Source organism: Variovorax sp. V213, assembly GCF_041154455.1.
In the GTDB taxonomy this organism is placed as follows: domain Bacteria; phylum Pseudomonadota; class Gammaproteobacteria; order Burkholderiales; family Burkholderiaceae_C; genus Variovorax.
In genome coordinates this window covers 1,570,266-1,583,666 of record NZ_AP028664.1, presented here as the reverse complement: position 1 = coordinate 1,583,666, position 13,401 = coordinate 1,570,266, and the positions used below count along the sequence as shown (strand labels likewise).

Annotated in this window: 14 protein-coding genes and 1 tRNA gene; 1 reads left to right on the top strand and 14 read right to left on the bottom strand. The window is 64.2% G+C overall.

The window, feature by feature from the left end; genetic code table 11:
- Positions 1–64: 64 nt before the first annotated feature.
- From nuoF to ACAM55_RS07585, 14 genes are all read right to left on the bottom strand, one after another.
- Positions 65–1,405, bottom strand: a complete 1,341-nt coding sequence (gene nuoF, locus ACAM55_RS07650) for an NADH-quinone oxidoreductase subunit NuoF (RefSeq protein ID WP_369655432.1) — start codon at positions 1,403–1,405, stop codon at positions 65–67.
- Positions 1,405–1,962, bottom strand: a complete 558-nt coding sequence (nuoE, locus tag ACAM55_RS07645; RefSeq protein ID WP_369655431.1) for an NADH-quinone oxidoreductase subunit NuoE — start codon at positions 1,960–1,962, stop codon at positions 1,405–1,407. Before nuoE ends, nuoF begins: the two co-directional genes overlap by 1 nt.
- A gap of 10 nt (positions 1,963–1,972) precedes the next feature.
- Complete coding sequence (locus ACAM55_RS07640; RefSeq protein ID WP_369655430.1) at positions 1,973–3,226, bottom strand: NADH-quinone oxidoreductase subunit D; 1,254 nt, start codon at positions 3,224–3,226, stop codon at positions 1,973–1,975.
- Between the two features lies 1 nt (position 3,227).
- On the bottom strand, positions 3,228–3,839 hold the full coding sequence (locus ACAM55_RS07635) for an NADH-quinone oxidoreductase subunit C (protein ID WP_369655429.1): 612 nt from the start codon (positions 3,837–3,839) through the stop codon (positions 3,228–3,230).
- Between the two features lie 13 nt (positions 3,840–3,852).
- The gene (locus ACAM55_RS07630) at positions 3,853–4,332 is read right to left on the bottom strand and encodes an NADH-quinone oxidoreductase subunit B family protein (RefSeq protein ID WP_012748606.1); all 480 of its coding nucleotides are present in this window, start codon (positions 4,330–4,332) and stop codon (positions 3,853–3,855) included.
- 15 nt (positions 4,333–4,347) lie between these two features.
- Entirely contained in the window at positions 4,348–4,707 is a 360-nt protein-coding gene (locus tag ACAM55_RS07625; RefSeq protein ID WP_055805154.1) for an NADH-quinone oxidoreductase subunit A, read from the bottom strand.
- Between the two features lie 68 nt (positions 4,708–4,775).
- A tRNA-Leu gene (locus tag ACAM55_RS07620) sits at positions 4,776–4,860 on the bottom strand.
- 117 nt (positions 4,861–4,977) lie between these two features.
- Positions 4,978–5,394 carry a preprotein translocase subunit SecG gene (secG, locus tag ACAM55_RS07615; RefSeq protein WP_369655428.1) on the bottom strand — a complete coding sequence of 139 codons (417 nt, stop codon included), beginning with the start codon at positions 5,392–5,394 and terminating at the stop codon, positions 4,978–4,980.
- A gap of 39 nt (positions 5,395–5,433) precedes the next feature.
- The gene (gene tpiA / locus ACAM55_RS07610) at positions 5,434–6,222 is read right to left on the bottom strand and encodes a triose-phosphate isomerase (protein ID WP_369655427.1); all 789 of its coding nucleotides are present in this window, start codon (positions 6,220–6,222) and stop codon (positions 5,434–5,436) included.
- On the bottom strand, positions 6,216–7,214 hold the full coding sequence (locus tag ACAM55_RS07605; protein ID WP_369655426.1) for an NAD(P)H-quinone oxidoreductase: 999 nt from the start codon (positions 7,212–7,214) through the stop codon (positions 6,216–6,218). Before ACAM55_RS07605 ends, tpiA begins: the two co-directional genes overlap by 7 nt.
- Before the next feature lie 96 nt (positions 7,215–7,310).
- Complete coding sequence (gene pnp / locus ACAM55_RS07600; RefSeq protein ID WP_369655425.1) at positions 7,311–9,626, bottom strand: polyribonucleotide nucleotidyltransferase; 2,316 nt, start codon at positions 9,624–9,626, stop codon at positions 7,311–7,313.
- Positions 9,627–9,842: 216 nt separating this feature from the next.
- Complete coding sequence (rpsO, locus tag ACAM55_RS07595) at positions 9,843–10,109, bottom strand: 30S ribosomal protein S15 (protein WP_007837783.1); 267 nt, start codon at positions 10,107–10,109, stop codon at positions 9,843–9,845.
- A gap of 227 nt (positions 10,110–10,336) precedes the next feature.
- Positions 10,337–11,497 (bottom strand): pyridoxal phosphate-dependent aminotransferase, encoded by a 1,161-nt coding sequence (locus ACAM55_RS07590; protein WP_369655424.1) that lies wholly within the window; start codon positions 11,495–11,497, stop codon positions 10,337–10,339.
- Positions 11,498–11,508: 11 nt separating this feature from the next.
- Complete coding sequence (locus tag ACAM55_RS07585) at positions 11,509–12,798, bottom strand: branched-chain amino acid ABC transporter substrate-binding protein (protein ID WP_369655423.1); 1,290 nt, start codon at positions 12,796–12,798, stop codon at positions 11,509–11,511.
- A gap of 121 nt (positions 12,799–12,919) precedes the next feature.
- Between ACAM55_RS07585 and ACAM55_RS07580 the strand changes: the two genes are divergently transcribed.
- A complete protein-coding gene (locus ACAM55_RS07580; RefSeq protein WP_369655422.1) occupies positions 12,920–13,291 on the top strand; it encodes an Hsp20/alpha crystallin family protein in 372 nt (123 codons plus the stop codon).
- Positions 13,292–13,401 lie beyond the last annotated feature (110 nt).

Below are 13,401 nucleotides of genomic sequence, written 5' to 3'. Positions count from 1 at the left end.
AGGGAGGCCAGCGCCCCTCGGGGGGCAGCGAACGAATGTGAGTAAGGGGGCAATTTCATCGCGCTCAGGCCTTGACGGGCGCTTTCGGGACGTAGCCCGGAATCAAGGCCTCGAACTCGTGACGGAAGTGCTTGATCATGGCGCGCACCGGCATGGCCGCCGCGTCGCCGAGGGCACAGATCGTGCGACCCTGGATGTTGTCTGCCACGGAGTTGAGCAGGTCCATGTCGGACGCCCTGCCCTGGCCGTTGTGAATGCGGTCCACCACGCGGTAGAGCCAGCCCGTGCCTTCGCGGCAAGGCGTGCACTGGCCGCAGGACTCGTGCATGTAGAAGTACGACAGGCGCCTGAGCGACTCGACCATCGAGCGGCTGTCGTCCATGACGATGACGGCGCCCGAACCGAGCATGGAGCCGGCCTTGGCGATGGAGTCGTAGTCCATCGTGCATTCCATCATGATGGAAGCGGGCAGCACCGGTGACGACGACCCGCCGGGAATCACGGCCTTGAGGGTGCGGCCCTTGCGAACACCGCCGCACAGCTCCAGGAGCTTGGAGAACGGCGTGCCCATGGGCACTTCGTAGTTGCCGGGCAGTTCGACGTCACCGCTCACCGAGTAGATCTTGGTGCCGCCGTTGTTCGGCTTGCCGCATTCGAGGTAGGCCGGACCGCCGTTGTTGATGATCCAGGGCACCGCCGCAAAGGTCTCGGTGTTGTTGATGGTGGTCGGCTTGCCGTACAGGCCGAAGCTCGCCGGGAACGGCGGCTTGAAGCGCGGCTGGCCCTTCTTGCCTTCGAGCGATTCGAGCAGCGCGGTTTCCTCGCCGCAGATGTAGGCGCCGAAGCCGTGGGCGGCGTGCAACTGGAAGTTGTACGTGCTGCCCATGATCTTGTCGCCGAGGTAGCCGGCGGCGCGCGCTTCTTCGAGGGCCTCCTCGAAGCGGTCGTAGCTCTGGAAGATCTCGCCGTGGATGTAGTTGTAGCCCACGCTGATGCCCATCGCATACGCGGCGATGGCCATGCCTTCGATCACGATGTGCGGGTTGAACTGCAGGATGTCGCGGTCCTTGCACGTGCCGGGCTCGCCTTCGTCGGAGTTGCAGACGAGGTACTTCTGCCCCGGAAACTGGCGCGGCATGAAACTCCACTTCAGGCCGGTCGGAAAACCCGCGCCGCCGCGGCCGCGCAGGCCCGAAGCCTTGACTTCGGCGATCACCTGGTCGGGCGTGAGCCCCTCGGTGAGGATCTTGCGCAGCGCCTTGTAGCCGCCGCGCGCTTCGTAGTCGGCCAGGCGCCAGTTGGTGCCGTCGAGTCCCGCATAGATCTGCGGCTCGATGTGGCGGTCATGGAAACAGGTCTGGACGCCCGTCGCCTGGAATTGCTGGAGCACTTGTTCGGGCGACATCACGCAGCCTCCCCTTTGGTGGCGCCGGTGGAGGCGCGCAATCCGTCGATGAGCTGGTCGAGCTTCTCGTTGCTCATGAAGCTGCACATGGTGCGGTCGTTGACCAGCATCACGGGCGAATCGGCGCAGGCACCCAGGCATTCGCTCTGCTGCAGCGTGAACAGGCCATCGGCCGTGGTCTCGCCCATCTTGATGCCGAGCTTCTTCTCGAGGTGGACGAGCGCGGTGACGCCGTCGCGCAGCTGGCACGGGAGGTTGGTGCACACGTTGAGCTTGAACTTGCCCACCGGATGCTGGTTGTACATGTTGTAGAAGGTCGTGACCTCGTGCACGGCGATGGGCGCCATGCCGAGGTACTCGGCGATCTCGCGTTCGCGCTGCATGCTGACGAAGCCTTCGTCCTGCTGCACGATGGCCAGGCAGGCCATCACGGCCGACTGCTTGCCGGCTTCAGGGTACTTGGCGACTTCGCGCGCAAAGCGCTCGAGAATCGCGGGCTTCAGAGGAGCAGAAGGCGCCGTAGGCGCCGTGTCATGGTGGGTCGAGGAAGTCGTCATTCGCTCTTTCTCACCTGTCGATTTCGCCGAACACGATGTCCATCGTGCCGATCACCGCGACAGCGTCGGCGATCATGTGGCCGCGCGACATTTCGTCGAGGGCGGCAAGGTGCGGGAAGCCGGGGGCCCGGATCTTCAGGCGGTACGGCTTGTTGGCGCCGTCGCTCACCAGGTAGATGCCGAACTCGCCCTTCGGGTGCTCGACGGCGGCATACGCCTCGCCTTCGGGCACGTGGAAGCCTTCGGTGAAGAGCTTGAAATGGTGGATCAGCTCCTCCATGTTCGCCTTCATCGATTCGCGCGCTGGCGCTGCCACCTTGTGGTTGTTGGTGATCACCGGGCCGGGGTTGGCGCGCAGCCAGGCCGAGCACTGCTGGATGATCTTGTTGGCCTGGCGCATTTCTTCCACGCGCACGAGGTAGCGGTCGTAGCAGTCGCCGGTCTTGCCGACCGGCACATCGAACCTCATCTGGTCGTAGACGTCGTAGGGCTGCTTCTTGCGCAGGTCCCACTCGACGCCCGAGCCGCGCAGCATCGGGCCGGTGAAGCCGAGGTTCAGCGCGCGCTCTGGCGTCACGACGCCGATGCCCACGGTGCGCTGCTTCCAGATGCGGTTGTCGGTGAGCAGCGTCTCGTACTCGTCGACCATCTTCGGGAAGCGCTTGCAGAAGTCGTCGATGAAGTCGAGCAGCGAGCCCTGGCGGTTCTCGTTGAGACGCTCGATCGCCTTCGCGTTCTTGATCTTGCTGACCTTGTACTGCGGCATGGCATCCGGCAGGTCGCGGTAGACACCGCCCGGCCGGAAGTACGCCGCATGCATGCGCGCGCCCGACACGGCTTCGTACATGTCGAACAGGTCTTCACGCTCGCGGAAGCAGTAGATGAGCATGTTCATCGCACCGCAGTCGAGGCCGTGCGCGCCGAGCCACAGCAGGTGGTTCAGCAGGCGGGTGATCTCGGCGAACATCACGCGGATGTACTGCGCGCGAATCGGCACGTCCAGGCCCATCATCCGCTCGATGGCGAGGCAGTAGGCATGCTCGTTGGACATCATCGACACGTAGTCGAGGCGGTCCATGTAGGGCAGCGACTGGATGAAGGTGCGCGATTCGGCGAGCTTTTCGGTTGCGCGGTGCAAGAGGCCGATGTGCGGATCGGCGCGCTGGATCACTTCGCCGTCGAGCTCGAGCACCAGGCGCAGCACGCCGTGCGCTGCCGGATGCTGGGGACCGAAGTTGAGTGTGTAGTTCTTGATTTCGGCCATATCAGTGCAAACCGCTGCCGTAGTTGTCTTCGCGGATCACGCGCGGCGTGATTTCGCGGGGCTCGATCGATACCGGCTGGTAGACGACGCGCTTCTGCTCTTCGTCGTAGCGCATCTCGACGTGGCCGGACACCGGGAAGTCCTTGCGGAACGGATGGCCGATGAAGCCGTAGTCGGTAAGAATGCGGCGCAGGTCGTCGTGCCCCTCGAACACGATGCCGTAGAGGTCGAAGGCCTCGCGTTCGAACCACGTGGCCGCGTTCCAGACGGGCTGGAGCGAATCGACCACCGGCAGGTCTTCGTTGGGGGCGAACACCTTGAGGCGCACGCGCTGGTTGAGGCTTACCGAAAGCAGGTGCGTGACGACGCAATAGCGCTCGCCCTGCCACTCGCCTTCGCGATAGTCGGAGTAGTCCATGCCGCAGAGGTCGATCAGCTGCTCGAAACGGCAGCCGGACGCATCGCGCAGCAGCGTGGCCGCCTCGATGTAGGCGTCGGCAGCAACCACCACGGTCACCTCGCCCAATGCGAGCGTGACGCTCTTGGCCCTGGCGCCGAGCACCTCGGCGATGGTGGCGCGCAGCACCTCCGGCGATATTGCAAAGTCAGTCATCGTCGGCAATCCCTCAGGCGCGGGCAATGGTGTTGGTGCGGCGAATCTTCTGCTGCAGCTGGATCACGCCGTAAAGCAGGGCTTCGGCGGTGGGCGGGCAACCCGGCACATAGACGTCGACAGGCACGATGCGGTCGCAGCCGCGCACCACTGAATAGCTGTAGTGGTAGTAGCCGCCGCCATTGGCGCAAGAGCCCATCGAGAGCACCCAGCGCGGCTCCGGCATCTGGTCGTAGACCTTGCGCAGCGCCGGCGCCATCTTGTTGCACAGCGTGCCGGCCACGATCATCAGATCGGACTGACGGGGGCTGGGCCGAAACAGCATGCCGAAACGGTCGATGTCGTAGCGGGCCGCGCCCGCGTGCATCATCTCGACGGCACAGCAAGCCAGACCGAAAGTCATCGGCCACAGTGATCCGGTCTTCGCCCAATTCACCACCGAGTCGTAGGTGGTGGTGACGAAGCCTTCCTTCATGACGCCTTCAATGGCCATTTTGTCGATTCCTTGTCATTCCCAGTCGAGCGCGCCTTTTTTCCACTCGTAGACAAAGCCCACGACGAGGATGGCGAGAAAGATCATCATGGCCCAGAAGCCGACGGCGCCGATTTCCTTGAGCGCGATGGCCCACGGAAAGAGAAAGGCAATCTCGAGATCGAACAGGATGAAGAGAATGGCGACGAGGTAATAGCGCACGTCGAATTTCATGCGCGCATCCTCGAAGGCCTCGAAGCCGCACTCGTAGGGAGCGTTCTTCGCTGCGTCGGGCCGGTTGGGACCCAGGATGTAGCCGATGACTTGCGGTGCGACACCTACACCGACACCGACCAGAATGAACAAAAGGACGGGGAGATAGGAATCGAGGTTCATCGGGAGATTTTTCACCGCTTGCCACCGGCAGAAAAACACTCTGGATGAGGCTTTCTGCCAGTGAGATTTGGTGCGGTCGGCGAGACTCGAACTCGCACAGCTTTCGCCACTACCCCCTCAAGATAGCGTGTCTACCAATTTCACCACGACCGCGGTTTTTTGTTCGGATGGCATGAGGTACCTGGAAAGGTGTTTGGCTTTCCGAACAGCTTTAGAGTTTACCCTGAAATGAAGCCGTTTCTCGCTGGCGACTTCATGAAAACAACTTGATTATTTGTTCGGGATCTGGCCCGGGCCCGAAACAGGTGCGGCAGGCGCCGAAGCTGGTGCCTTGGCAGGCGCCACGGCACCGGAGGTACCCGAAGGAATTTGCCCTGCAGCACCGGAAGCGGGCGCAGCAGGCGTCCCCACGGCCGCGCGTTCCAGCAGGCTGCCGCCGCCCGTGGGCCGCGCATGGCTGAAGTAGGCCAGGAGCAGCGTGCATGCAAAGAACACCGCTGCCAGGACCGCCGTGGTGCGCGAAAGGAAATTCGCACTGCCGCTGGCACCGAACAGGCTGCCGGCACTACCGCTGCCGAAGGCCGCGCCCATGTCGGCGCCCTTGCCGTGCTGGATCAGGATCAGCCCGATCATTGCAAGGGCCGACAGCATCTGCACGCCGACCAGAAGATTGAGGACCACATTCATTCGTTCTTACTCCTAATTGATGGCAGCCGCGGCTCGCGTTCAGCGAGCGGCAGCGGAAATGATCTGCAAAAAGTCGGGGGCCTTGAGCGACGCGCCACCAATGAGGCCGCCGTCGATGTCAGGCTGTGCGAGCAGCTCTGCGGCATTGGCCGCGTTCATGCTGCCGCCATAGAGAATGCAGATGCCGGCCGCGTGTTCGCTGGCGGCGTGGTGCAGTTGCGCACGCAGCACGGCATGAACCGCCTGCGCCTGCTCGGGCGTGGCCGTCTTGCCGGTGCCGATGGCCCAGACGGGCTCGTAGGCCACGACGATTTCGCTGATGCAGTGGCCGTTGACATGGATCACCGCCGCCAGCTGGCGCTTGACGACTTCTTCGGTGTGCCCCGCTTCGCGCTCGGCCAGCGTTTCGCCCACGCAGACGATCGGCGTGATGCCGTTCGCCAGCGCAGCCGCCGTCTTGGCCGCCACCGCTTCGTCGGTTTCGCCGTGGTACTGGCGGCGCTCCGAATGGCCGACGATCGCGTAGCGCACGCCGAATTCCTTCAGCATGGCCGCCGATTGCTCGCCGGTGAACGCACCTTGCGGGTGCGCCGAAATATCCTGTGCGCCGAGCGCCATGGCCGTGGAGCCCGCCAGCAGCGATTGCAGCTGGGCGAAATACGGGGCCGGCGCGCAAAGCGCGACGTCGCAACCGGCCGGCGCCGCGGCCAGGCCCTGCTGCAGGGCTTTCACCAGTGCCTCGTTGGCAGCAAGGCTGCCGTTCATCTTCCAATTGCCCGCGATCAGCTTCTTTTTGGTCGTTGTCATCGTGTTGTTGCCCGTCACCATGTCAGCACGATCTTGCCGATGTGCTGGTTGGATTCCATCAGCGCATGCGCCTGTGCCGCGCCGCTGGGTTCGCCGCCCGCCACAAAGGTGCTGTGGATCACGGGCTTGATCGCGCCGCTTTCGAGCAGCGGCCAGACCTTTTCGCGCAGCGCCATTGCGATGGCCCCCTTGAAGGCCACCGGCCGGGGCCGCAGGGTCGAGCCGGTGATCACCAGCCGCTTGCGCAGCACCAGGCCCGCGTTGAAGTCGCTCTTGACGCCGCCCTGCACCGCGATGATCACGAGCCGGCCGTCTTCGGCCATGCATTCGATCTCGCGCGCCACGTAGTCGCCGGCGACCATGTCGAGAATCACGTCCACACCCTTGCCGCCGGTCAGCTTCTTTGCCTCTTCGGCGAAGTCGCTCGTGCGGTAATTGATCGCGTGGTCGGCGCCCAGTGCCTTGCAAGCTTCGCACTTGTCGTCGCTGCCGGCCGTGACGATCACAGTCGCACCCAGCGCCTTGGCGATCTGGATGGCCGTCACGCCGATGCCGCTGGAGCCGCCCTGGATCAGCAGGGTTTCGCCCTTTTGCAGGCGGCCCCGCTCGAACACGTTGCTCCAGACGGTGAAGAATGTCTCGGGCAGCGAGGCTGCCTCGGTATCGTTCCAGCCCTTGGGCACCGGCAGGCATTGCGCCACAGGCGCCACGCACAACTCGGCATAGCCGCCGCCTGCAATCAGCGCGCAGACGCGGTCGCCGATCTTGAAACCCGCTTCGGCCAAGGCCGCGGCATCGCCCGACACGATCTCGCCGGCCACTTCGAGGCCCGGCAGGTCGGAAGCGCCCGGCGGCACCGGATAGTGCCCCTTGCGCTGCAGCACGTCCGGACGGTTCACACCGCTGGCCGCGACGCGGATCAGCAGCTCGCCCACGCCGGCCACCGGATCCGGGCGCTCCACAGCGCGCAGCACCTCAGGGGCGCCGTACGAAGTGATTTCAATGGCTTTCATGGTCTTTGGCCTGCAACGCCCGCGGAACGGGCGTGATTAGCTGTTCAAAAAGATGGCAACGGCAGGCATGGCCGCCGTTGCGCCCTTCTTCTCTACTTACTCTTGCGGTTCGCGCGGTGCGTACTGCTGCTCGCCAACGGGCGCCTGCGGCTGCTCGTTGCGCGGCTGCTGTTGCTGCTCGTTGTTGAAACGCGGCGCACGTTCGCCACGATCGCCACCGCGGTCGCCGCGGTCCGAGCGCTCGCGGCGCTCGCCGCCGCGATCACCGCGGTCGCCACGGTCTTCACGCGGTGCACGCTCCTGGAATTCCATGCCGGCCGGACGCTCGGTCAGGGCCTTCATGGACAGCTTGACGCGGCCCTTTTCGTCCGTCTCGAGGACCTTGACCTTGACGATCTGGCCTTCGCTCAGATAGTCGGTCACCTTCTCGACGCGTTCGTGCGCAATCTGGCTGATGTGCAACAGGCCGTCCTTGCCGGGCAGAAGGTTGATGAGCGCGCCGAAGTCCAGGATCTTGGTGACCGGGCCTTCGTAGACCTTGCCGATTTCGACCTCGGCCGTGATCTGCTCGATGCGCCGCTTGGCGAACTCCGCCTTTTCCGGATCGGTCGAGGCGATGGTGATGGTGCCGTCTTCGTCGATGTTGATCGTCGTGCCGGTTTCTTCCTGCAGGCCGCGGATGACCGCGCCGCCCTTGCCGATCACGTCGCGGATCTTCTCGGGGTTGATCTTCAGCGTGGTCAGGCGCGGCGCGAATTGCGACACCTCGGTCTTGGCCTCGCCCATGGCTTCCTGCATCTTGCCCAGGATGTGCATGCGTGCTTCCTTGGCCTGGGCCAGTGCGACCTGCATGATTTCCTTGGTGATGCCCTGGATCTTGATGTCCATCTGCAGCGCGGTAATGCCGTTGGTCGTGCCGGCCACCTTGAAGTCCATGTCGCCCAGGTGATCTTCGTCGCCCAGGATGTCGGTCAGCACCGCAAAGCGGTTGTCTTCCTTGATCAGGCCCATGGCGATGCCGGCCACGTGGGCCTTCATCGGCACGCCGGCGTCCATCATGGAGAGGCAGCCGCCGCAGACCGAAGCCATCGACGAGGAGCCGTTCGACTCGGTGATTTCCGACACCACGCGAATGGTGTACGGGAATTCTTCCTTGGTCGGCAGCACGGCGACGAGCGCGCGCTTGGCCAGGCGGCCGTGGCCGATTTCGCGGCGCTTGGTCGAGCCCATGCGGCCCACTTCGCCGGTGGCAAAGGGAGGCATGTTGTAGTGGAACAGGAAGCGGTCTTCGTACTCGCCGGCCAGCGCGTCGATGCGCTGCGCGTCACGCTCGGTGCCGAGCGTGGTGATGACCAGGCCCTGCGTCTCGCCGCGCGTGAACAGCGCCGAGCCGTGGGTGCGGGGCAGCACGGAGTTGCGGATCTCGATGGGACGCACGGTGCGCGTGTCGCGGCCGTCGATGCGGGGTTCGCCCGAAAGAATCTGGCTGCGGACGATCTTGGCTTCGATCGAGAACAGCAGGTCGTTGACCTTGCCGGCATCGAAGGGCTCGCCGCTTTCCTTCAGCGTGTTCATCACGCTGGCGTTGGCTTCGCGCAGGGCCTGCGTACGGGCTTGCTTGCTGCGGATCTGGTAGACGGCGCGCAGCTTTTCCTCGGCCAGGCTCTTGACCTTGGCGACGAAGGCTTCGTCTTCGGCCGGCGGCTGCCAGTCCCACACCGGCTTGCCGGCGTCGCGCACGAGTTCATGGATCGCGTTGATCGCGATGTTGGCTTGCTCATGGCCGAACACCACGCCACCCAGCATGATTTCTTCGCTGAGTTGCAGGGCTTCGGATTCGACCATCAGCACGGCCGCTTCGGTGCCGGCAACGACGAGGTCCATCTGCGAATCCTTGCGGGCGGTCTGGCCCGGATTCAGCACGTACTGGCCGTTGATGTAGCCCACGCGCGCAGCGCCGATCGGGCCGCTGAACGGAATGCCGGAGATCGACAGCGCGGCGCTCACGCCGATCATGGCGGCGATGTCGGCGTCGACTTCGGGGTTGAGCGACAGCGTGTGGATGACCACGTGCACTTCGTTCAGGAAGCCCTCGGGGAACAGCGGGCGGATCGGACGGTCGATCAGGCGGCTGGTCAGGGTTTCGTGTTCGCTGGGCTTGGCTTCGCGCTTGAAGAAGCTGCCGGGAATCTTGCCCGCGGCGTAGGTCTTCTCGATGTAGTCGACGGTCAGCGGGAAGAAGTCCTGGCCCGGCTTGGCGGTCTTGGAGGCCACCACGGTCGCGAGGATCACGGTGCCGTCGATGTCGACCACCACGGCGCCGCTGGCTTGGCGGGCGATTTCACCCGTTTCCATGACGACGGTCTTGTCGCCCCACTGGAAGGACTTGGTGACTTTGTTGAAGAGGCTCATGTTTTGCTCCTGTTTTGATAGCGAAACACCTGTATTCGGTACAGGTTCCGCAGGGACGGAGGCTTCTCAGAACACGATGCCATTCCAGCGAAGCTCGGCGGGAACTTCATTGGAATGACACAGCTTCGCTCTGTTTTGGCACTCCGAAAGTGGATCGCGAAGTAAAAAACGCCTGAGCTAGCGGACTAACCCAGGCGTTTTTTCATGCGATTCGGTTTACTTGCGCAGACCCAGCTTGGCGATCAGCGCGGTATAGCGGTCGGCGTCCTTGGACTTGAGGTAGTCCAGGAGCTTGCGGCGGCGGCTCACCATGCGCAGCAGGCCGCGACGGCCATGGTGGTCCTTGGCGTGCGTCTTGAAGTGGGGGGTGAGCTCGTTGATACGGGCGGTCAGCAGTGCAACTTGCACTTCGGGGCTGCCGGTGTCGTTGGCGGCGCGGGCGTTGTCCTTGACGACTTCGGCCTTGATGGAGGCTGCGATCATGTTGAGTTTCCTTGTTCCGGGATGTTTGACTTGCGGTGAGCGCTGGAACTACCCTCACCGTGCGCCTTGCGGCATGCAAAGCCATGGGATTATAACCCTCCCCCGATCTCGCTCACTTCGTGTAGCTCGTTCCCCCTCAAGGGGGCAACACCGGCGGCCCGGCAAAGCCGGTTCCGCGGTGTTTCCCGAACGGCCCTGGCTTCGCCGGGCGCGATTTTGGCAGGCGCCTATTTCTGGGCGGCAAGCCAGGTTTTGAGGCGCTCCACGCCCTGCACTAGGCGCTGTGGGTCTTTGGAGGCAAAGCACCAGCGCAACCAGCCTTGGGCTTCCGGGGCGAAGGCGTTGCCGGGAGCGAGGCCGAGGCCGGCTTCGACGACCAGGCGCTTGGCCAGGGCGAGGGAGTCGCCGAAGCCTTCGAGGCGGAAGAAGGCGTACATGCCGCCCTTGGCGGGGGTCACCTGCACGCCGGGCAGTGCGGCCAGGAGGGGCACCAGGGTGTCGCGGCACTGCTTCAGATGGGCCACCACGCGGGGTGTGATCTCGGCGGTGTGCTCGATGGCGGCGACGGCGGCGCGCTGGGTGAAGACGCTGGCGCAGGAGGTGTTGAACTCGATCAGCTTGCCGATGCCCTCGACCAGCGCGGGCGGCAGCACGAGCCAGCCCAGGCGCCAGCCGGTCATGAGAAAGCTCTTCGAAAAGCTGTGCGTCACCACCAGCCGATCGTCGGGCCTGGAAATATCGAGGAAGCTGGGGGCGCAGCCATTCGACGTGGATTCAAAGTAAAGGCGCTCGTACACCTCGTCGGCCAGGATCCAGGTGCCGGTTTCGCGGCAGTGGTCGAGCACAGCCTGCTGCTCTTCGCGCGTCATGGTCCAGCCGGTGGGGTTGTTGGGCGCATTGACGATCAGCAGCTTCGTCTTCGGCGTGACCGCCTTGCGCAGCGCGGCCAGGTCGAGCGTCCATTCGCCGTTGGCAGGCACCAGCGACACGGTGCGCACGTGGGCGCCGAGGATCGCGGGCTGCGCCGTGAGGTTGGGCCACACCGGCGTGACCGCGACCACCTCGTCGCCCGCATCGACCAGCGCCTGAACCGCGAGCATCAGCGCGCTGACGCCGCCGGAGGTGACGGCAATGCGCGACGCATCGACCGCCGGATGCAGCATGCTGGTGTAGCGCGCGATGGCCTCGCGCAGTTCGGGCAGGCCGAGGTTGTGCGCATAGAAGGTTTCGCCGCGCTGCAACGAATCGATGGCCGCCTGGCGGATCACCTCGGGCGTGACCTCGTCGCTTTCGCCGAACCAGAACGCGAGCACGTCGTCGCGGCCGAGCCCGGCATTGGCAACCTCGCGGATCTTGGAGGCTTCGAGGTTGTGAATGGCTTCGCGCATGTCTTCTTTTCCTAGATTCTTTTCATTTTGCAGCTGGTCGGCAGTTCGGCGCGTTCGGGTGCAATCGTCTTGATCACGCGAAAGCCGTAGCCCGAGCCTTCGACATCGAACTGCACACCCGGCCGGCCCTGTTTGTCCATCACGCCGACCACGAGCTGCTGCTGAAACTGGTGGTCGGCCGCGCGCATGCGGCCGCGCTGTCCGTAGAGGCTCACGTCGGCCTGCTCGAGTGCACGCGCCACGGCCACCGCTTCGACACTGCCCGCGCGCTCGATCGATTGCGCCAGCGACTCCACGAGCAGCTGCATGCGCATGTGCACGTAGTCGTCAGCCGGCTTCGGAAAGCGCGCGCGGAAGGCGCGGTAGAACGCCTCGGACTGCACGGTCTGCACGTTGGGCAGCCAGTCGGCCACCGCGATCACGCGGCCGATGCCGGCATCGCCGATGGCCGCGGGCGCACCGAGCGCGTTGCCATAGAAGGTATAGAACGTGCCGTTGAATCCGGCTTCGCGCGCCGCCTTCACCAGCAGCGTGAGGTCGTTGCCCCAGTTGCCGGTGAACACCGCCTGCGCGCCACTCGCGAGGATCTTGCTGGCATAGGGCGCGAAATCCTTCACCCGGCCCATCGGGTGCAGTTCGTCCCCGACGATTTCCACGTCTGGCCGTTGCACGCCCAGCTGGCGCTTCGATTCGCGCAGCACCGCCTGGCCGAAGCTGTAGTCCTGCCCGATGAGATACGCGCGCTTGAGCGCCGCATCGTCCTTCACCACCTCCATCAGCGCAGCCACGCGCATGTCGGCATGGGCGTCGAAGCGAAAGTGCCAGAAGCTGCAGCGCTCGTTGGTGAGCACCGGATCGACGGCCGCGTAGTTGAGAAAGATCACGCGCCGCGAAGGATCGCGATCGTTGTTCTTCTCGATGGCATCGACCAGCGCCGCGGCGGTGGCCGAGGAGTTGCCCTGCAGCACGATGCGCGCACCATCGTCCATGGCCGCGCGCAATGCCGACAGCGCCTCTTCGTTCTGCCCCTTGCTGTCGTAGCGGTCAAGCTGCAGCGGCCGTGCCCCGCCAGGCAGCTTGATGCCGCCGCGCGCATTCACGCGCTCCACGGCCCACAGCAGGTTGCGGAAGACCGCCTCGCCGGTGTTGGCAAACGGGCCGCTCATGCTTTCGATCAACGCAAGGCGAATGGGCGCGGGTGCTGCGGACGGCGTCTGCGCCTGCGCGGCAAAGGGCGCTGCGCATAGCGCCAGCACCGCAAATTTCAAGGCCTTGCGACGCCAAATAAAGGGGGGATTCATTGTCTTGAAACGGGTGCGGCCATGCCTAGATGGGTGTCAAGCGGCACTCAGGATTGAATGGCCGCGCAGTGTAAGGGACACACATTCCTTGTCCCCATTGTGTTCATTCAGGAGTTCTCACATGTTTTTCGCACCCACCCTTCGCACGGCCCGCTTCGCTCCCCGTTCGTACGACCGCGCCTTCGAGCGCTTCGTCAACGAAGCCTTCGCCGGAGCAAGCCGCTCGCCGCTCGTCGAACAGGACGACAAGAGCTGGACCCTTTCCCTCGATGTGCCGGGCCTCTCGCGCGAAGACCTCACGATCGGCATCGAAGGTGCCGTGGTCCGCATCGACAGCAAGGCCGAGGCCAAGCGCCAGTTCAAGGCCGCCTACGAACTGCCGCTGGACATCGAAGTGGCCTCGAGCGAAGCCAAGCTCGAGAATGGCGTGCTCACGCTGAAGCTCGGCAAAAAAGTGCCAGCCAGCCAGATCTCGGCGTTGCAGATCAACTGAGTTTGCAAAGCCCACGAGAGGAAAGTGTCGTTAACTTTTGTTTTTGACTTTATTCGCACTCCCTATTCACAATAGGGCAGCGGATAACGTCACATGATGTGACGTTTTCA